The following is an 18,669-nucleotide window of genomic DNA, read 5'->3' as shown; positions in this document are numbered from 1 at the left end:
CTGACCGCCTCCACCGCCTACACCTTCACCGTCAAGGCCCACGACGCCGCCGGCAACACCTCCGCCGCCTCCAACTCCCTGACCGTCACCACCACGTCCGGCGGCGGCACGCCGAGCGGCTTCAAGCAGGCCGCGCCGTACCTGTACAACGGGTGGGGCAACCCGCCGTCGCCGACCACGGTGATGAACGCCAGCGGCATCAAGTGGTTCACGCTGGCGTTCGTGCTGGCGCAGAACGGCTGCAACCCGACCTGGGACAGCCAGCGCCCGCTGCTGAACGGCGTGGACCAGCAGACCATCAACGCGGTGCGCGCCGCCGGCGGCGACGTCGTCCCGTCCTTCGGCGGCTGGTCGGGCAACAAGCTCGGCCCGAACTGCGCGGACGCCACCGCGCTGGCCGGCGCGTACCAGAAGGTCATCGACGCCTACCAGTTGAAGGCGATCGACATCGACATCGAGAACACCGACGAGTTCGAGAACTACACCGTCCAGGACCGCATCCTCGGCGCGCTGAAGATCGTCAAGCAGAAGAACCCGGGCATCCGGACGATCGTCACCTTCGGCACCGCCATCAGCGGCCCGACGACACCCGGCAACCGGCTGATCGAGCAGTCGAAGGCCCTCGGCGCGGACATCGACGTCTTCACCATCATGCCGTTCGACTTCGGCAACGCCTCGACCGACATGTACGCCGCCACCGTCAGCGCGGCGAACGGCCTGAAGAACAAGCTGAAGTCGGTCTACGGCTGGGACGACGCCACCGCGTACTCGCACCTGGGCATCTCCGGCATGAACGGCCTCAGCGACAACAACGAGACCACCACCATCGCCAACTGGACCGCGATCCGCGACTGGGCCAACACCAACCACATCGCCCGCCTGGCGTTCTGGTCCGTCAACCGCGACCGCGGCTGCGCGGGCGGCGGCCTCCAGGAGACCTGCTCCGGCATCGCCCAGAACGACTGGCAGTTCAGCACCATCACGGCCGGCTTCACCGGCTGACGCACCACGCCACCACGAGCGGCCCCGGTCTCCCCCGCGAAGACCGGGGCCGCCCCGCATCTCTCACGGGCCGTCAGAACCGGTGCCCCCGCCGGGCGACGCGCCCGCGGCCGGCACGCCCCCGGCCGGTGCGATCGTGGGCGCCGCCACCGTGCCCACCGGCCCGAGCACGGCCAACGCCAACACGGCGACGGCCAGGACGACCTGCTTCATTCCACCGCTGCCTCTCACTGGGGGTCACTCCCCCTGTCGGCATCCCCGCCCCCGCCCTCCACCCCGCTCGCCCCTCAGCGCCCCTCACCCGCCCCCCGCGCCGGACCGGTAGTGCGCCAGGTAGGCGAGGTGCTCGGGGTCCAGCTCCGCCGGCCGCGCGCGTTCCTCGATCGCGTCGATCAGGCTGCCCTCGGCCAGGAACCGGTAGGCGAAGACCTCGGTGCTCGGCGCGGTCCAGAACAGTTCGGGGCGCGGCGGCGCGACCACCTCGCCGTCCGGGCCGTAGCGGACTCCCCACTCGACCGTGAAGTCCCGGCCCGAACCGACCACGGCCGAGCGGCCGCTGTGGTGCAGGTACAGGTACCGGACGAAGCAGCTCTGCTGGTCGCGGAGGAACGCCACCATCTTGTCGGCCGGGTCGAGCGGGCTGGGCACCGCCGCGCTCACGTCCGTCCACGCTCCGCCGCCGACCCGGTCGAGGCAGCGGTGCAGGCGGGCGCGGGTGATCAGCGCCACGAAGTCCGCCGGGAGCCGGAGGCCGTCGCGGGCCAGTTCGGCGGCGATCGGGTCCGTCACGGCGGTGCGGTGCTCCAGCGGTTCGCCGGTCTCGCCGAACCACGCGTAGTCGCCGGTGAAGCGCGCCTCGTCCAGCGGCGGGACACGGTCCGGCGGGTAGGCCTGGAGCCAGGCGAAGGTCCGGCCGTCGCCGTCGTACGGCCGGTAGAGGCCGATCCCGTACCCCGCCCAGCAGACCGGGAGGCGCAGCGCCGACGGCCCGTCACCGAGGGTGCGGTGCCGGTCCGTTGCCGGGGCGGTCGGCCGCTCGGCGAGCACCCGGGTGTGCGGGCTCCACCGCGGCTCGGGCAACGGGACGTCCGGGTGGCCGAGTTCGTCCGGCAGCGGGTCGCGCTCGGACGGGTGGACGGGCCCGGGACCGGAGGCCGGCAGCAGGGTGCGGCCGGGGTCCTCGCGCCGGTCCTCGGGCCACCGGGCGTCGACGGCCAGGGCCTCGGCGGTGCACTCGGGGCACTCGTCCGGTTCGCCGCCCCACATGCCGAACGGGGAGCCGGACATGTCCGGCCGTTCGATCCCGCAGAGCGTGCGCCGGAAGTAGCCGTACGCGTGCCGGCGGGGCTCCGGCAGCATGTCGGTCCGGGCCGCCTCCCAGCGGAGGTCCCACGCGCTGTAGCCCTGGCGGACGATGCTGCCGTCGAGGCCGACCCTGACCACCGCCCGGCACCACGTGCAGATCCGGATCTCCCGGTACCACCGGGAGGGCGGCAGGTCCAAGGTGGCGAGGTCGTGGTCGCAGAGGTCGCAGCGCATGACGGACGATCATGCCGCGCGCCTGCGACACCGCCCGCTCCGCCCCTGGGGGCGCAGCTCTGTCCGGCCGGGTGAACGATCGGGCGCATCCGGACGATCGGCGGGCGAACGGTCCTCCGACAGGGAACGCCTCCTCCCACCCGCACCACGAGGAGACCGACGTGAGACGCTTCCGCACCACGGCCCTGACGGCCGGCGCGTTCCTTGCCGCTGCCCTTCCACTGGCCGCGCCGTCGGCCCGCGCTGACGGAGCGTCGGCTTCCGCGCCCCGCGGCGTCGTCCAGGCGCCCGGCCATCCGCTGGTCCTGTTCCCGGGCCGGGAGGGGACGGTGGCGGCGTTCTGCCCTGACGGGACGACACCCACCGGAGGGGGCGCGACCGTCGAGTCCGACCTCCGGAGCCCGGTCTTCGTCCGAAGGTCGGAGCTGCACCCGACGGCCAACGGCTGGCGGGTCATGGTCTACAACGCGAGTCCCGACGTCCAGACCGTCCATCCCCACGTGGTCTGCTCGACGGACAGCAGCCTCACCGTGCAGAACGGGAACGAGGTGGCCCTCGATCCCGGGGAGCCGGTGTCCGGCATCGCGAGCTGCGACAACACCAAGTTCGCGGTGGGCGGCGGATTCGACGCGGGCACCAGCACCTTCGCCGAGGACTCCTCCTCCGGCGACATCCGGTCGTGGAGCACCGCGGCGAAGTACACCGACTACGACCCTGCCGCTCCCCCGTCGTACCTCCGGACCTCCGTCATCTGTTCCGACGCACAGCCCTCCTGGCAGCCCAGCCTGATCGTGAAGTTGGCGCCCGGGACCGCGGGAACGACCCACGCGGAGTGCCCCGGCGGCCAAGTGCCGCTCAGCGGTGGCGGAACGGCCGGTGACAACGCCTTCCTGACCTCCTCGATCCCGACGGCGACGGGCTGGACGGTCTGGGCCATGAACACGGGCCAGGACGAGCGCACCCTGCTGGCCACGGTGCTGTGTACCGCCCCGTGACCGACCCGCCCCGGGTCTCGATTCACCTCCCCTGCACTGCCGGGACGTTCCGGTAGTCGGGCAGTTCGACGTCGCTCGCCTTCGCCGCCTGGGCCTCCATCAGGGAGCGGAAGGGGCGGCGGGTCATCCAGCGCATCGAGGTGGCGCGGAGGGCGATCATGGCGCGGCTGTTGGGGGCGTAGCCGGCGACGCCGCCCGGGGGGAGGTCCTGGGCCTTGGCGGCGTAGGGCTTCATCCGCTCCTGGAAGCGCGCGAAGGCGGTGGTGAAGTCTCCGTTCGCGGTGGCGAGTTCGCCGGCCAGCAGGTAGGCGCCGACCAGGGCGAGGCTGGTGCCGAGTCCGGTGAGGGGGGTGGGGCAGCAGGCGGCGTCGCCGATCAGGGCGACCCGGCCGCGGGTGAAGGTGTCGAGGCGGACCTGGCCGAGCGCTTCGAGGAAGAAGTCCTCGGCGTCGGCCATCGCGGCGAGCAGCCGGTCGGTCTCCCAGCCGCGGCCGGCGAAGCGCTCGGTGAGCAGTCGCTGCTGGGCGGCGCGGTCGCGGCGGTCGTAGCTGAGCGGGCCGGAGCGGAAGCCGAAGCCGGCCTTGAGCTCGCCGGGGCGCCGGCCGGGGCGGGCGGTGGCGACCAGGCCGCCGGGGGCGTTGTACATCAGGAACCAGCCGTCGAGGTCCAGTTCGGTGCGGGCGGTGAACCAGGCGGTGTAGCAGCCGAGCGGGGAGACCAGTTCGCTCTCGGGGCCGAAGGCGAGGCGGCGGACGGTGGAGTGCAGGCCGTCGGCGCCGACCACCAGGTCGAAGCGGCGGGGCGGGGCGTTCCGGAAGCTGACGTGCACGCCGTCGGCGTCCTCGTGGAGGGCGGTGACGGTGTCGTCGAAGAGGTACTCGACGTCGTCGGCGGTGGCCCGGTACAGCACGGTGGCGAGGTCGTCGCGGAGCACTTCGAGGTCGGACACGATGCCTTCGCCGCCGAAGAGTTCGGTGGGCAGTCGGGCGAGGTGCCTGCCCTGCCGGTCGACCAGGGCGATGCCGCGCTGGTCGACCGCGACCTCCCGGACCTGGTCGAGCAGGCCCATCCGTTCGATGACGGTACGTCCGGCGCCGCGCAGGTCGACGGACTGGCCGCCGGGCCGGGGCGCGGGCGCGCGCTCCACCACGACGGGACGGAAGCCTGCCCTGCGTAGCCAGTACGCCAGCGCGGGCCCGGCGATGCCGCCGCCGGACACCAGGATGTCTGCGTTCTTCATGACACCGAACGTACGCCGTACGCACCGCACTGCGCAACGGATTTGGAGACACCTTCAGGACGCCTGCACTAGTGCACCAGGACATGTGGACGCCGCTCCCACCCTGGTGCCCGAGGGGCTCCGGCAGCTAGCATGGGCCGGTCGGTGCACTAGTGCGGAGGTGGGGCGGGTGGACCGCTACGAACAGATCGCGGCCGAACTGCGGCAGCGGATCGAGCGCGGCGAGCTGCGGCCCGGCGACCGGGTGCCGTCCACCCGGGAGATCACCCGCCGGTGGAACGTGGCGATGGCCACCGCCTCCAAGGTGCTGGCGGAACTGCGCGGCCAGGGCCTGGTCCGGCCGGTGCCGGGCGTCGGCACGGTGGTCGCCGAGGCCGCCGCGGCCGGTCGTCCGGCGCCGGCCCGCCCCTCCGCCGCAGCCGCCGCCGAGCGGCAGATCCCGCGCCGGCCGGCCGCGGAGAGCGCTCTGACGACGGATCGGATCGTGGCCGCCGCGGTGGCGATCGCCGACGCGGAGGGCCTGGAGGCGCTGTCGATGCGCCGGGTCGCGGCCGAACTGGACGCCGCCACCATGTCCCTGTACCGGCACGTGCCCGACAAGGAGGGCCTGCTGAACCTGATGATGGAGCAGGTCTTCACCGCCGTCTCCTTCTCCCCCGCCGAGACGGCGCTGCCCTGGCGGCGGCGGCTGGATCTGGCCGGCCGCCGGCTCTGGAAGCTGTTCCGGGCGCACCCGTGGCTGGCCTCCGCGCTGTCCGTGACCCGGCCCCAACCGGTGGCCAGCGCACTGCCGTTCGGCGAGTGGGTGCTGTCCGCGCTGGTCGCCGAGGGCCTGGACGTGCAGACGGTGTGCACCGCGTACCTGACGCTGTTCAACTACGTCCGCGGCACCGCGCTCAACCTGGAGATGGAGGCCGCCGCCGAGGCCGCCAGCGGGCAGGACGCCGAGGCCTGGATGGACCAGCAGGAGGCGCGGTTCACGGAGTTGGTCGCCGACCACCCGACCTTCGCCCGGCTGACCCGCGAGGGCTACGACTTCGACCTCGACCAGCTCTTCGAGTTCGGTTTGCAGCGCCTGCTGGACGGCTTCGCCGCCCTGCTGCCGCGGGCGGGCGCTCAGGCCAGCAGTTCGCCCAGGTCGTAGGAGACCGGCTCCTCCAGCTGCGCGTACGTGCAGCTCTCCGGGGTCCGGTCGGGCCGCCAGCGCTTGAAATGGGTGGTGTGCCGGAACCGGGTGCCCTCCATGTGGTCGTACCCGACCTCGCAGACCCGCTCGGGGCGCAGCGGCACCCAGGACAGGTCCTTCTTGCCGGTCCACCGGCTGACCGCGCCGGGCAGCCGGTTCCTCGCCTGGGCGTCCTCGTCGGCCCAGGCCGCCCACGGATGGCCCGTCAGGTCGTCGGTGTCCAGGCGCAACGGGGCGAGTTCCTCGGCGAGTTCGGCCCGGCGCGCCATCGGGAAGGAGGCGCTGACGCCGACGTGCTGGAGCCGGCCGTCCCCGTCGTACAGGCCGAGCAGCAGGGAGCCGACCACGGGGCCGCTCTTGTGTTCGCGGTAGCCGGCCACCACGCAGTCGGCGGTGCGGGTGTGCTTCACCTTGAACATGGTGCGTTCACCGGGCCGGTAGGGGGCGTCCAGCGGTTTGGCGACCACGCCGTCGAGGCCGGCGCCCTCGAAGCGGGAGAACCAGGCGCGGGCGGTGTCCAGGTCGGTGGTGGCGGGGGCCAGGTGGACGGGCGGGGCGGCGTCGGCGAGGGCGTGGGCGAGTTCGGCGCGGCGCTCGACCAGCGGGCGGCCGGTGAGGTCGTCGCCGTCGAGGGCGAGCAGGTCGAACGCCACCAGCGAGGCGGGCGTCCGCTCGGCGAGGGCCCGGACCCGGGACGCGGCCGGGTGGATGCGCTCCAGCAGCTCCTCGAAGTGCAGCCGCCCGTCGTGCGCGACGACGATTTCCCCGTCCACCACGCACCGCTCCGGCAACTGCTCCCGGACGGCCTCCACCACCTCCGGGAAGTACCTGGTCAGCGGCTTGCCGGTGCGCGATCCCAGTTCGATCTCGTCGCCGTCCCGGAACACGATCGCCCGGAACCCGTCCCACTTGGCCTCGTACTGCATCCCGGCCGGAATCGCGGCCACGGCCTTCGCCAGCATCGGCGGGACCGGCGGCATCACGGGTAGCTCCATGCCACCGATGGTCCCCGCCCGACGGCCCGCTCCACGGCGTGTCGGACCTCCCGGCGTGTCGTCGGCTCGTCCGGCGTGTGCCGTCGGCTCTTCCGCCCGGAAAGCGCGGTCGCGATGCCCCGCGCGCCCCGAAAATACTCCGCATGCGCCCTTTCCCGTGATGCGGGCGCCGCCCTAGGGTTTCGGCTGCCTGACCGCTCCGGGTCGCTCCGGACACGAAAGGACCGCTTTGTTCCCGAACCGCCGCACCGGTGGCACCCTCCTGGCAGCCACCCTCACCCTCGGCCTCGCCGGCTTCGTCGCCCCGCCGACCGCCTCCGCCGCCACCTGCTCCTACGTCTCCTCCGGAACGCGGCCCACCCTGCGCTACGGCGATACCGGCTCCGCCGTCAAGCAGGCCCAGTGCCTGAGCAACATCTGGAACGGCGTCCCAAAACTCACCGTCGACGGCAACTTCGGCGCCGGCACCCGCACGAAGATCAAGTGGATCCAGGGCTGCCACGGCCTCACCAAGGACGGCGTCATCGGCGCGGGCACCTGGGACGCCCTCTACCACCCGGTCGGCGACTGCTACGACCCGTACCCGCCGTCCTGAGTCGCACCATTGACGCGTCGTCACGGTATCTTCACCGGATCTCGAAATGGAGATTCCAGGCATATGACGACATTGACTCTTCACATGCGTGCCCCTTCTGGAGAACATCGAGGAATTCCTGCCTTCCACCCGGTCGGCGCCTCACAGAAATCGGGTACGACACATGCCCATTCGACGTTCCGACCTGCGCGAGCCACGCCTTTCCGCCGCCGGCGCAGGGCAGTTGCCGCGCCTCACCGCTCTGCTCGCCGCCGGCGCCCTCGGCCTCGGTCTGCTCGGGATCCCGGCCGCCGGCGCGACCGGCCTCGACGCCTCTCCCGCCACGGCTCTCGTGGACCAGGGCATCCCCTACGGCGACGTCACCGGCGACGGGCACCCCGACATCCTGCTTCCGGACAGCGCCGGCAACCTCCGCGCCATCGAGAACACCACCGACACGGCCGAGACCGGCCGGATCGTCGCAGCCGCGGTCAACTCGCCCACCGGCACCTGGCAGGGCGTCCAGGTCACGCACCACAGCTCACTGCTCAGCGGCAGCTCCCCCGACGACTTGATCGCCCACGCGGCCGGCGACCCTCGCATGGTCCTCTACCGGCACCCTTCCCCATTCGCCATCCGCACCGCGTTCTTCCTCAACGGCACCCCCACGCAGGGTCCGGTCACCTGCCTCGACGGCGGCGGCGCCACCATCACCTGCCCGTCCGAACTCGGCACCGACTGGAGCAACGCCACCCAGGTCCTCGCGGTCGGCTCCGTCACCAACGAGACCACCAGCATCCCGGCCAGGACCAACCTGGTCGCGGTGATCGGCACGAAGCTCTGGCTGTTCTCGCCGGGCCCCAACATCGCCAGGCCGCTCGCCACGACGGACACCCTGCTCTCCGGCCTCGACTGGAGCGACTACGACCTGATCGGTCCCGGCCCGGCCAACGGCACCACCACCTGCACCGACGCCGCCGGGACGACGACCACCACCTCGCAGGCCACCCTGTGGACCCGCGAGCGCAGCACCGGCCGGATCCTCACCTACCCGATCACCAGGAACCCCGCCAAGAACTGCGCCGTCGACGTCTCCGCCCTGGCCGACCCCGCCCAGGGCACCGTCATCGGCACCGGCATCGACCCCACCGCCTACCCCGTGATCGGCTCGGTCGGCGACCTGACCGGCGACGGCACCCCGGACCTGTACGGGGCGAACTCGGCCGGCCAGGTGACCATTTGGCCGGGCACCGTCGGCGACACGACGGGCCACCCGGGCACCGTCACCGGCTTCGAGCCGGCCCTCGCCCACTAGCCGTCGGAACGGCCCTGTCATAGCTGCGGGACGACGAGGCCGGTGTCCCGGTAGCCGCCGCCGGCAGCGGGGGTCGTTCTGCCGACGGCGGCCCTGGCGCCGATCTCCCTCGGACGCACAGCCAGTCCGTTCAGTCCCGTCCGGTCGAGGGTCGCGTCTCGGCCTTCGGCACTGATCCTCGGCCTCGTCGCCTCTTCGGGGCACACCGCCGCGCCTCGCCGGAAGGCGGGGATGTCGCGGGCTCGCCTTCCGGGCGGGTCCGGGTCCGCCACGCCGGGCGGGGTGCAAGGCGGGGCGTGGGGGCGGGGCGCGCCTAGCGTGGGGGTATGGCTTCTGCTGCTGTGGAACTGGAGGTCGGCGGCCGGACGGTTCGGCTGACCAACCCGGACAAGGTGTACTACCCGGAGCCCGGGTACACGAAGCGGGACGTCGCCGAGTACTACCTCGCGGTCGCGCCGGGCGTGTTGCGCGGGCTGCGCGACCGGCCGACCACGCTGCAGCGGTTCCCGGACGGGGTGGACGGCGAGTTCTTCTATCAGAAGCGCGCGCCGAAGGGCCTTCCGGAGTGGCTGCCGACCGCGCGGATCGCCTTCCCGTCGGGCCGGACCGCCGACGAGATCTGCCCGACCGAGGAGGCCGCCGTGCTGTGGGCGGCCAATCTCGGATGCCTGACCTTCCATCCGTGGCCGGTGCGCCGGGACGACACCGAGCACCCGGACGAGCTGCGCATCGACCTCGACCCGCAGCCGGGCACGGACTTCGCCGACGCCGTCCGTGCGGCGCTCCAACTGCGGCCGATCCTGGAGGAGTTCGGCCTGACGGGCTGGCCGAAGACGTCCGGCGGCCGGGGCCTGCACGTGTACGTGCCGATCGAGCCGCGCTGGACGTTCACCGACTGCCGGCACGCCGTCATCGCGCTCGGCCGCGAACTGGAGCACCGCACCGGCGGCGAGGTCACCACCAAGTGGTGGAAGGAGGAGCGCGGCGAGCGGATCTTCGTGGACTACAACCAGATGGCCCGGGACCGCACCATCGCCTCCCCGTACTCGCTGCGCCCGCGCCCGCAGGCCACCGCCTCCGCCCCGCTGCGCTGGGAGGAGCTGGAGCAGGTCTCCCCCGCCGACTTCACGCTGCGGACCCTCCCCGAGCGGTTCGCCGAACTCGGCGACCCGCACGCCGACATGGAGCAGCACCGGGCCTCGTTGGACCGCGTCCTGGAGCTGTACGCGCACCAGGACGCGGGCGACCTGCCGTATCCGCCGGACCATCCGAAGATGCCGGGCGAGCCGCGCCGGGTGCAGCCCAGCCGCGCGAAGAAGTGACGCCCTGTCAGGGCCAGCCCCGCCGACCCGCCCGGAACTCGGCGAGGACCTCGCGGCTGCGCGCGGTGGCGGGGTGTTCGGCGCCCACGGTGGCGAGCCGCCCCGCCACGACGGCCTCCATCAGTTCGATCGCCTGGTCGCGGTTCCCGGTGTCGAACCTGGTGCGCGCGTACAGCATCCGCGCGTTGACGGTGATCGGATGGGACGGGCCTTTCTCGCGCTCGTAGTCGGCCAGCAGGGCGGCGGCGAGGGGGTCGGCCTCCGGGTGGCGACCGACCGCCCAGAGGGCCCACGTGTGGTTGTGCCGGGCCGTCCAGGTGATGTCGTGGTCGGCGCCGAGCTCGCGGATGCACGTCCGGGGCAGGTCGTCGGCGGCCAGTTCTGCGCGCAGCGCGTCCATCGGCAGGTACTCCAGCAGGTAGGCCCGCGCCTGCAGGGTGTCCTGGTTGCCCGCGCCGAGGATCTCCGCCCGCCGGGCGGCCGTCTGCCGGAGCAGGTCCAGGCCCTCCGGCCTGCGCCCGGCGTGGAGCAGCGGGAAACAGAGGCCGAACAGGGCGGTCAGGGTGTCCGGGTGGTCTTCACCGAGGAGTCGTCGACGGGCGGTCAGGACGTCGCGGTGGATCCGTTCGGACGCCGCGTAGTCGCCGAGTCGGAACAGCGCGGCAGCCTGCCGGTACCGCGCGCCGAGCACGGCCGGGTGCTCCGCGCCGAGCCGCTCGACCGCGATGTCGGCCGCTCCGCCGGCCAGGTCACGGGCCATCAGGTACTCGCCGGTGGCGAACAGTGCGTCGGCGAGCCGGGTGGCCGACGCTGTCGCCCCGGCCAGCACCTCCGGCAGCTCCGCCCTTCGCAGCAGGGCCAGGAAGTGTGGTGCCAGCAGCGCCAGTTGGGGATCGTGCGGTCCGGTGCGCGCCACCTGGGGCACCAGCGCGTCGAGTCGCGCCGCCGCGACCGCGGTCAGCGTGTCGCGTTGGGCGGCGGGCGTGTTGCGGGCGACGCTGTCGAGGACGAGGGCGTGGGTGCGCAGGGCGCGGACGCCGCTGTGGTCGAGTTCGGTGAGGGAGTGGTCGAGGAGTCCGCGCAGGGCCGGGTCGACCCGGTGGCGGGGCAGGTCGGGGCCGAGGTCGGCGTCGGCGAGCAGGCGCAGCGGGAGCGGGTCGGCGCCCCAGCAGGCGAGCAGGCGCAGCAGGATGCCGGCGTCGGGAAGTCCCTGGGCGGCGAGGGCGTCGAGGGAGAGCTGCCAGGTGGTGTGGAGGAGGTGGCGGCCGTCGCGGTCGGCGAGGCCGGTGGCGCCGTCGAGGGCGGCGAGCCCTTCGCCGGTGGTGAGGGAGCGGTCGTAGTCGGCGAGGGTCCAGGGGTCGAGCACCTGGTGGGCGAGGAAGCTGCCGGCGAGGGTGAGGGCGAGCGGGAGGCGTCCGAGGCGGTCGGCGACCTGGGCGGCGTCCTCGGCGGAGCCGCTCTCGGGGGCGAGGTCGCGGAGCACGGCGGCGGCGTCCTCGCGGGGCAGGACGCCGACCTGGCAGAGTTCGGCGCCGGGCCACCAGCGGGTGGCGGCCTGACGGGTGGTCACCAGGACGATGCCGCGCGGGCTGGTCCGCAGCCAGCCGCCTTCGGCGAGGACGGTCGGGTCGTCGGCGTTGTCGAGCACCAGCAGCCAGGGCCGGTCGGACCGGTCGAGCCGGTCCCAGACCAGGTCGGCGCCGGCTCGCAGGCCGCTGCGGGCGGCGGCCAGTTCGGTGTCGGCGGCGCCGCGGTCGGCGGCGACGGCGAGCATGCCGGCCCGCAGGGTGGTCGCGTCGGAGGCGTTGACCCAGAGGCCGATGCGTTCGCGCTGCGCGTGGACGTGTTCGAACAGGGCGTGGGCGACGGCGGTCTTGCCGGTGCCGCCGAGGCCGTGCAGGACGTAGACCCGGTCGCCCTGGCCGGGTTCGACGGCGGTGCGGAGCCGGTCCATCAGTTCGATGCGGTCGCGGAGGATGCGCGGGGTGTGGCCGACGGCCGGGCGGCGGACGGAGTCCGGGCCGGACCAGGCGGGGGCGGTGTGGTGGTGCTCGACGATGTGGAGGTCGCCGAGCGCCTGGTAGACCCGGCCGTGGCCGTCGGCCCGGCCGGTCATCCGGTCGTCGTTCACCGCTCGGCGCGCTCGGTGATGTGGATGGAGCCGCCGGCCTGGTAGATCCGTGCGCTGCCGCTGGCGGTCGCCTGCTGCTGGACGCCGCCGGCCGGCTGCGGTGCGTCGGGGGTGAGTTCGGCCAGCAGGGCGCGCACCTGGTCGGCGGCCGCGGGGTCGCTCGCCAGCAGGCGGCGGATCCGGCCCTGCCATTCGGCGCGCAGTTCCTCGGCGACCTCGGGATCGCCCGCGGCGTTGGCGAGTTCCTCGCGGGTGGCGGCGGCTTCGGCGGCGACGGCGTCGGCGCGTTCGGGCTGGCAGCGCCGCCACAGCGCGGCGATGCCGTCGGTGGCGCGCTGCCACAGGTCGGTGGTGAACGCGCCGATCAGTGTGGTGGCGGCGGTGCCCGCAAGGGCGACGATCTCAGGATCCACGGCTTCCCCCGGGTTCTGCTGTGTGCCGGTTCGGCCGCATCCTAATCGAGGAGCCGCCGGTGCGGCTCCTCGATGTGCGGTGCCACCGTGTGCGGATGACGTGCCGTCACTCCGGGGGCGCGCCGGGTCAGTCGAACAGGTCGGGCTGTTCGCGGGTGATCTGGTCGTACAGGGGCTGGTAGTTGACCCAGCCGGCCAGGTCGTTGCCGATCTGGCGGTGGGTGAGGGCGGCGTTCTCGGGCGAGATCGGGATGGTGGGGCCGGCGGCCTGGGCGAGGAGTTGGACCTGGCAGGAGCGTTCCATGGTGATGAACCACCAGGCGGCGGCGTCGACGGTGCTGCCGACGGTGAGCAGGCCGTGGTTGCGCAGGATGACGGCCTTGTGCGGGCCGAGGGCGGCGGCGATCCGCTCGCCCTCCTCCAGGTCGGTGACCAGGCCGGTGTAGTCGTCGAACAGGGTGTGGTCCTGGTAGAAGGCGCACACGTCCTGGGTGATCGGCTCCAGGGTGCGGCCGAGGGCGGACAGCGCGCGTCCGTGGGTGGAGTGGCTGTGGGCGGCGGCGACCACGTCGGGGCGGGCCCGGTGGATGGTGGAGTGGATCACGAACGCGGCCTGGTTGACGGGGTAGCGGCCCTCGACGACGGTGCCGTGGTGGTCGACCAGCACCAGGTCGCTCACCTTGACGTGCTTGAACGACATGCCGAACGGGTTGACCCAGAAGTGGTCGGTGCGCTCGGGGTCGCGGGCGGTGATGTGTCCGGCGACGCCCTCCTCGAAGCCGAACTTGCCGAAGATCCGCAGCGCGGCGGCCAGGCGTTCCTTGCGGTGGCGGCGCTCCTCCTCGACGGTGTCGAAGGTCGGCGGCAGTCGGAAGATCAGGTCGCCGGGGAGCTGGTCGACGATCGACCGGGTGTCGGACATGGGCGGTGTCCCTTCGCTGACGGTGTTTCTGCGGCCCGGCCGGCGGGTGCCGTTGACCGTCGCCGCCGGACGCGCCACACCTCATCAGAGCCGGATCGCCGCCGCCTAGGCTGGTGCCGCCCAAGGCGGACGGCGGCCGTTGTCCGGCGGGCACAATCCGGAGGGGGTGGTCGGGGTGGACCGGTTCGTCGGGCTGGTGGCCGGGCGGACGGCGGATCCGCAGGTGCTGGCGGCGGCGGTCCGGGCCGCGCGGGCCGCGTCCGAGCTGGTCGCCGCGCTGCCGGAGCGGGAGGTGCGGCGGCACACCCGGGCGCTGCTGGACGGGGTGCGGTCGGCGTTGCAGGGCGACGGCGAGCCGGGGGCGCAGGCGTTGGCGGCGGCGGGCGCGCTGGGGTCGGACCGGGCCCGGCAGGGGGTGCCGGTGGCGGCGCTGTTGGACGGCTTCCAGGCGGGGCGCTCGCACCTGGTGGAGTCGGTGATCGCGGAGGGCCGGCGGTGCGGCGTCCCGGCGGACGAGCTGCTGGACGGGGTGACCCGGATCGACCACATCACCATCGTGCTGGCCCGGCGGATGGTGCAGGCGCACCGGGTGGCGGAGCTGGCGGCGGCCCGCACCGCCCGGGAGGAGCATCTGCTGATGCTGCGTCAGCTGCTGCACGGGGAGGCGGTGGAGACGCTCGGCGGGCCGCTGTCGCCGGCCGGCCGGTACCGGTGCGTGGTGACGGCGGTCAGCGATCCGGCGCTGGCGGGCCCGTGGGAGCAGGCGCTCTCCGCGGCGGGTCCGGGCCTGTGCGGTTTCGTGGACGGCCGGTTGGCGGCGCTGACCGGGCCGGAGCCGCGGTTGCCGGCCGGGGGTCCGCCGGCCGTGGTCGCCCCGCCCGTCGCGCCGGACGCGCTCGCTCCGCTGTACGCACTGGCCCGGCGGGCGCTGCGGGCCGCCGAGGCGGCCGGTCTGACGGGCCTTCACCGGCTGGAGGACCTGGCGCTGCTCACCGCCACCCCGGCGGACGCGGAGCTCGGCGCCCTGTTGGCCCGCTCGCTGCTGGGCTCCCTCGACCGGTCGGACCCGTTCCACCGGGAGCTGGCCGCCACCGGCCTGTGCCACCTGGCGCACGGGGGCCGCACCGACCGGACGGCGGCCGAGCTGCACGTCCATCCCAACACGGTGAAGTACCGGCTGCGCCGGCTGCGCGAACTGACCGGCGGCGACCCGCTGGAGGGCGGTGTCGAGCACACCGCCCACTGGTGGTGGGCCCTGCGCAGCTGGCTCGCCCCGGCAGGGCCCGGGGCGGGTCAGCTGTACCAGAGCTGGGTGGCACCGCCGTAACAGGCCCACTGCACCAGGCCGGTGCCGTCGTTGTGGCTCCAGGACGCGTCGAGGCACTTGCCGCTGTCGACGTTCACGATCTCCCAGGAGCCGTTCACCGCCACCGTCTTCCACAGCTGGGTGGCGCCGCCGTAGCAGGCCCACTGCACGACCGGGGTGCCGTCGGTGTGGCTCCACGAGGCGTCCAGGCACTTGCCGCTGTCGGCGTTCACGAACTCGAAGCCGTTGCCGACCGGTACCGCCGTCCACAGCTGGGTGGCACCGCCGTAGCAGGCCCACTGCACGACCGCGGTGCCGTCGGTGTGGCTCCACGAGGCGTCCGCGCACTTGCCGCTGTCGACGTTGTGGATCTCGACTCCGCCGGCCGCCGAGGCGGTGGGCGCGGCCAGGCCGAGCAGGGCGGTCGCCGTGATGCCGATGGCCGCGGCGGTCGCCGCGCGGCGGAGGCGGGTGGAGGTGCGGGACATGGTCGGCCTCTTCTCGATCGGGGGGAGGTCCCGGACCGGACGAGTCTGGCAAAGGAAGGGCTCCACCCGGATCGCCCCGTCCGGCCATTCCGCGCACCGTGACCATGGCCGGATCCGCCGCGTCAACTCGCCTGCGGAAACCGGCCGGTGAGGCCGGCGAGGGCTTCGCGGTCGATGCCTGGTTCGCCGATCCGGGCGGCCGGTTCGGCGAGTCGGGCGGTGAGGCGGTCGCGCGCACCGGGCGCAGTTCACCGTCCTCGGAGCCGGGGATCGGTTCGCGCACGGTGCGGGTGGTCGGCCCGGCGGCGAGCAGTGCCCGGATCCGGCCGACCTCGATCGGCCCGTCGGCGTCGTACCCGCGGTGGCCGCCGGGCGTGCGGTGCGCGGCGAGCAACTCCGCGCTCTGCCTGCCGGGTTGGCGGAGCCCTCGCGTTCCCGCCCGGGCAGCCCGGTGCGCCGACTGCCCGAGCAGGAGGGCGGGCGGATCTTCCGGTGCGGGCTGTGGGCGAGCAGGGAGGAGCCGGCGGCGGACCGCCGGGGTGCGCGTCAGCTCCGCAGGAACTCGCGGTTGAGGCGGGCGATCCCGGTCAGCGGGATGCCCTTGGGGCAGGCGGTGGCGCACTCGCCGGTGTTGGTGCAGCCGCCGAAGCCCTCGGCGTCCATCGCGCCGACCATGTTCCGCACCCGCGAGGCGCGTTCGGGCGCGCCCTGTGGGAGGACGTTGAGGTGGACGACCTTGGCGGCGGTGAAGAGCATCGCGGAGCCGTTGGGGCAGGCGGCGACGCAGGCCCCGCAGCCGATGCACTCGGCGTGCTCGAAGGCGAGGTCGGCGGCCTCCTTGGGGACGGCGGTGGCGTGCGCCTCGGGTGCGGAGCCGGTGGGCGCGGTGATGTAGCCGCCGGAGCCGATGATCCGGTCGAGCGCGGAGCGGTCCACCACGAGGTCGCGCACCACGGGGAACGCGCCGGCCCGCCAGGGTTCGACGTCGATGGTGTCGCCGTCGGCGAAGTGCCGCATGTGCAGCTGGCAGGTGGTGGTGCGTTCGGGGCCGTGGGCCTGGCCGTTGATGACCATGCCGCAGGCGCCGCAGATGCCTTCGCGGCAGTCGTGGTCGAAGGCGACGGGGCGGTCGCCGCGCAGGATGAGTTCCTCGTTGAGGGTGTCCAGCATCTCCAGGAAGGACATGTCCTCGCTGATGCCGGAGACCCGGTACTCCGTCATCTCGCCCGGGGTGTCGGGGCCTTGCTGGCGCCAGATGCGCAGGGTGAGGTTCACGCGTAGCTCCGCTGGGTGGGGTGGACGTGTTCGAAGAGCAGCTCTTCCTTGTGCAGGACGGGCGCGTCGCCGGTGTACTCCCAGGCGGCGGCGTAGCTGAACTCCTCGTCCCGGCGGGCGGCTTCGCCGTCGGGGGTGGCGGACTCGGTGCGGAAGTGGCCTCCGCAGGACTCGCTGCGGTGCAGCGCGTCCAGGCACATCAGTTCGGCGAGTTCGAAGTAGTCGACCAGCCGGTTGGCCTTCTCCAGCGCCTGGTTGAGCTCGGCGCCGGTGCCGGGGACCTTGATCCGCCGCCAGAACTCGGCGCGCAGCTCGGGGATCCGGGCCAGCGCGTGCCGCAGCCCGGCCTCGTCGCGGGCCATTCCGCAGTTGTCCCAGAGGAGTTCGCCGAGTTCGCGGTGGAACGAGTCGGGGGTGCGGTCGCCGTCGACGGCGAGGATCAGGTGCAGGCGGTCGGTCACCTCGGCCTCCGCCTCGGCGAGTTCGGGGTGGTCGTCGGGGACGGGTTCGAGCCTGGTGCGGCCGAGGTAGTCGTTGAGGGTGGGCGGCAGCACGAAGTAGCCGTCGGCGAGGCCCTGCATGAGGGCGCTCGCGCCGAGCCGGTTGGCGCCGTGGTCGGAGAAGTTGGCCTCGCCGATCGCGAACAGGCCGGGGACGGTGGTCTGCAGGTCGTAGTCGACCCACAGTCCGCCCATGGTGTAGTGGATCGCGGGGTAGATCCGCATCGGCACGGTGTAGGGGTCCTCGGCGGTGATCCGCTGGTACATGTCGAACAGGTTGCCGTACTTGGCCTCGACGGCGGCCCGGCCGAGCCGGGCGATGGCGTCGGCGAAGTCCAGGTACACGCCCTGCCCGCCGGGGCCGACGCCGCGGCCCTCGTCGCAGACCACTTTGGCGGCGCGGGAGGCGATGTCGCGCGGCACCAGGTTGCCGAACGCCGGGTAGATCCGCTCCAGGTAGTAGTCCCGCTCGTCCTCGGGGATCTGCCCGGGCGGCCGGGTGTCGCCCTTCGCCTTCGGCACCCAGATCCGGCCGTCGTTGCGCAGCGACTCGCTCATCAGGGTCAGCTTCGACTGGTGGTCGCCGGAGCGCGGGATGCAGGTCGGGTGGATCTGCGTGAAGCACGGGTTGGCGAAGTAGGCGCCGCGCCGGTGGGCGCGCCAGATCGCCGTGGCGTTGGAGTTCTTGGCGTTGGTGGACAGGTAGAAGACGTTGCCGTAGCCGCCGGTGGCGAGGACCACGGCGTCCGCCAGGTGCGAGCTGATCTCGCCGGTGACCAGGTCGCGGGCGACGATGCCGCGGGCCCGGCCGTCGATCACGATCAGGTCGAGCATCTCGGTGCGGGCGTGCAGCTCGACGTTCCCGGCGGCGATCTGCCGGGACAGCGCCTGGTAGGCGCCGAGCAGCAGTTGCTGGCCGGTCTGGCCGCGGGCGTAGAAGGTGCGGGAGACCTGGACGCCGCCGAACGAGCGGGTGTCGAGCAGGCCGCCGTACTCGCGGGCGAACGGGACACCCTGTGCCACGCACTGGTCGATGATCTCCACCGAGACCTGCGCCAGGCGGTGCACGTTGGACTCGCGGGCGCGGAAGTCGCCGCCCTTGACGGTGTCGTAGAACAGCCGGCGGATCGAGTCGCCGTCGTTGCGGTAGTTCTTGGCGGCATTGATGCCGCCCTGGGCGGCGATCGAGTGGGCCCGCCGCGGGGAGTCCTGGAAGCAGAACTGGACGACGTGGTAGCCCTGTTCGGCCAGGGTGGCGCCGGCCGCGCCGCCGGCCAGGCCGGTGCCGACCACGATCACCCGGTGCTTGCGGCGGTTCGCGGGGTTGACCAGCTTGGCCTCGAACCGCCGCCGGTCCCAGCGCTGTTCGATCGGCCCGGCCGGGGCCCGGGTGTCGGCGATCGGGTCGCCGACGGTGTAGTCGAGGTAGCTCATCGGGGCCTCTCCCGCGTTCGTGTGGTGGTCGT

At 73.3% G+C, this 18,669-nt stretch carries 16 protein-coding genes; 7 read left to right on the top strand and 9 right to left on the bottom strand.

The features are described from left to right. Positions 1-1,002: chitinase (locus tag ACFV1L_RS21530; protein ID WP_380368029.1), on the top strand; the 1,002-nt coding region annotated here is incomplete at its 5' end. A gap of 297 nt (positions 1,003-1,299) precedes the next feature. Here ACFV1L_RS21530 and ACFV1L_RS21525 read toward each other — a convergent pair. Beyond that, positions 1,300-2,541, bottom strand: coding sequence for a hypothetical protein (locus tag ACFV1L_RS21525; protein ID WP_380368028.1), 1,242 nt, complete (start codon positions 2,539-2,541; stop codon positions 1,300-1,302). 161 nt (positions 2,542-2,702) lie between these two features. Here ACFV1L_RS21525 and ACFV1L_RS21520 point away from each other — a divergent pair, with 161 nt between their 5' ends. Continuing rightward, a complete protein-coding gene (locus ACFV1L_RS21520) occupies positions 2,703-3,536 on the top strand; it encodes a hypothetical protein (RefSeq protein WP_380368027.1) in 834 nt (277 codons plus the stop codon). 22 nt (positions 3,537-3,558) lie between these two features. On the opposite strand, the gene ACFV1L_RS21515 is transcribed toward ACFV1L_RS21520, so the two are convergent. Next, positions 3,559-4,776 carry an FAD-dependent monooxygenase gene (locus ACFV1L_RS21515; RefSeq protein ID WP_380368025.1) on the bottom strand — a complete coding sequence of 406 codons (1,218 nt, stop codon included), beginning with the start codon at positions 4,774-4,776 and terminating at the stop codon, positions 3,559-3,561. A 169-nt stretch (positions 4,777-4,945) separates the two neighbouring features. On the opposite strand from ACFV1L_RS21515, the gene ACFV1L_RS21510 reads away from it, so the two are divergent. Beyond that, entirely contained in the window at positions 4,946-5,920 is a 975-nt protein-coding gene (locus tag ACFV1L_RS21510) for a TetR/AcrR family transcriptional regulator C-terminal domain-containing protein (RefSeq protein WP_380368024.1), read from the top strand. On the opposite strand, the gene ACFV1L_RS21505 is transcribed toward ACFV1L_RS21510, so the two are convergent. Then, entirely contained in the window at positions 5,893-6,957 is a 1,065-nt protein-coding gene (locus ACFV1L_RS21505; protein WP_380368023.1) for an ATP-dependent DNA ligase, read from the bottom strand. The two genes, ACFV1L_RS21510 and ACFV1L_RS21505, sit on opposite strands and share 28 nt — an antisense overlap. Positions 6,958-7,186: 229 nt before the next feature. On the opposite strand from ACFV1L_RS21505, the gene ACFV1L_RS21500 reads away from it, so the two are divergent. The 3 genes from ACFV1L_RS21500 (at position 7,187) to ligD (ending at position 10,168) form a co-directional block, all read left to right on the top strand. After that, positions 7,187-7,552, top strand: a complete 366-nt coding sequence (locus tag ACFV1L_RS21500; RefSeq protein ID WP_380368021.1) for a peptidoglycan-binding protein — start codon at positions 7,187-7,189, stop codon at positions 7,550-7,552. A gap of 163 nt (positions 7,553-7,715) precedes the next feature. Beyond that, on the top strand, positions 7,716-8,846 hold the full coding sequence (locus ACFV1L_RS21495) for a hypothetical protein (protein ID WP_380368019.1): 1,131 nt from the start codon (positions 7,716-7,718) through the stop codon (positions 8,844-8,846). Positions 8,847-9,172: 326 nt separating this feature from the next. Continuing rightward, a complete protein-coding gene (gene ligD, locus ACFV1L_RS21490) occupies positions 9,173-10,168 on the top strand; it encodes a non-homologous end-joining DNA ligase (RefSeq protein WP_380368018.1) in 996 nt (331 codons plus the stop codon). Between the two features lie 7 nt (positions 10,169-10,175). Here the strand turns inward: ligD and ACFV1L_RS21485 are convergent, their stop codons facing one another. The 3 genes from ACFV1L_RS21485 to ACFV1L_RS21475 form a co-directional block, all read right to left on the bottom strand. Further along, entirely contained in the window at positions 10,176-12,299 is a 2,124-nt protein-coding gene (locus ACFV1L_RS21485; RefSeq protein WP_380368016.1) for a tetratricopeptide repeat protein, read from the bottom strand. Further along, positions 12,296-12,712, bottom strand: a complete 417-nt coding sequence (locus ACFV1L_RS21480; protein ID WP_380368015.1) for a hypothetical protein — start codon at positions 12,710-12,712, stop codon at positions 12,296-12,298. The genes ACFV1L_RS21485 and ACFV1L_RS21480 overlap by 4 nt, the downstream gene beginning before the upstream one ends. Positions 12,713-12,839: 127 nt before the next feature. Beyond that, positions 12,840-13,634: a class II aldolase/adducin family protein gene (locus ACFV1L_RS21475; protein WP_380368013.1), complete on the bottom strand. Its 795-nt coding sequence runs from the start codon at positions 13,632-13,634 to the stop codon at positions 12,840-12,842. A 175-nt stretch (positions 13,635-13,809) separates the two neighbouring features. Here ACFV1L_RS21475 and ACFV1L_RS21470 point away from each other — a divergent pair, with 175 nt between their 5' ends. Beyond that, a complete protein-coding gene (locus tag ACFV1L_RS21470) occupies positions 13,810-14,961 on the top strand; it encodes a helix-turn-helix domain-containing protein (RefSeq protein WP_380368012.1) in 1,152 nt (383 codons plus the stop codon). Here ACFV1L_RS21470 and ACFV1L_RS21465 read toward each other — a convergent pair. From ACFV1L_RS21465 to ACFV1L_RS21455, 3 genes are all read right to left on the bottom strand, one after another. Then, on the bottom strand, positions 14,928-15,428 hold the full coding sequence (locus ACFV1L_RS21465; protein ID WP_380368011.1) for an RICIN domain-containing protein: 501 nt from the start codon (positions 15,426-15,428) through the stop codon (positions 14,928-14,930). The two genes, ACFV1L_RS21470 and ACFV1L_RS21465, sit on opposite strands and share 34 nt — an antisense overlap. A gap of 546 nt (positions 15,429-15,974) precedes the next feature. Then, positions 15,975-16,703, bottom strand: coding sequence for a succinate dehydrogenase/fumarate reductase iron-sulfur subunit (locus tag ACFV1L_RS21460; RefSeq protein WP_380368009.1), 729 nt, complete (start codon positions 16,701-16,703; stop codon positions 15,975-15,977). Further along, complete coding sequence (locus ACFV1L_RS21455; RefSeq protein ID WP_380368106.1) at positions 16,700-18,637, bottom strand: fumarate reductase/succinate dehydrogenase flavoprotein subunit; 1,938 nt, start codon at positions 18,635-18,637, stop codon at positions 16,700-16,702. Before ACFV1L_RS21455 ends, ACFV1L_RS21460 begins: the two co-directional genes overlap by 4 nt. Positions 18,638-18,669: the final 32 nt, after the last annotated feature.

The organism is Kitasatospora sp. NPDC059646, from assembly GCF_042734615.1.
GTDB lineage: Bacteria > Actinomycetota > Actinomycetes > Streptomycetales > Streptomycetaceae > Kitasatospora.
The sequence above is the reverse complement of the archived record's forward strand: the minus strand, read 5'-3'. Positions and strand labels throughout refer to the sequence as shown.

What these genes read in the sequence shown, in the direction of transcription:
- ACFV1L_RS21465 (WP_380368011.1), bottom strand. Translation starts at nt 15,428, where the DNA reads ATGTCCCGCACCTCCACCCGCCTCCGCCGCGCGGCGACCGCCGCGGCC.
- ligD (WP_380368018.1), top strand. Translation starts at nt 9,173, where the DNA reads ATGGCTTCTGCTGCTGTGGAACTGGAGGTCGGCGGCCGGACGGTTCGG.
- ACFV1L_RS21475 (WP_380368013.1), bottom strand. Translation starts at nt 13,634, where the DNA reads ATGTCCGACACCCGGTCGATCGTCGACCAGCTCCCCGGCGACCTGATC.
- ACFV1L_RS21525 (WP_380368028.1), bottom strand. Translation starts at nt 2,541, where the DNA reads ATGCGCTGCGACCTCTGCGACCACGACCTCGCCACCTTGGACCTGCCG.
- ACFV1L_RS21515 (WP_380368025.1), bottom strand. Translation starts at nt 4,776, where the DNA reads ATGAAGAACGCAGACATCCTGGTGTCCGGCGGCGGCATCGCCGGGCCC.
- ACFV1L_RS21495 (WP_380368019.1), top strand. Translation starts at nt 7,716, where the DNA reads ATGCCCATTCGACGTTCCGACCTGCGCGAGCCACGCCTTTCCGCCGCC.
- ACFV1L_RS21455 (WP_380368106.1), bottom strand. Translation starts at nt 18,637, where the DNA reads ATGAGCTACCTCGACTACACCGTCGGCGACCCGATCGCCGACACCCGG.
- ACFV1L_RS21505 (WP_380368023.1), bottom strand. Translation starts at nt 6,957, where the DNA reads ATGGAGCTACCCGTGATGCCGCCGGTCCCGCCGATGCTGGCGAAGGCC.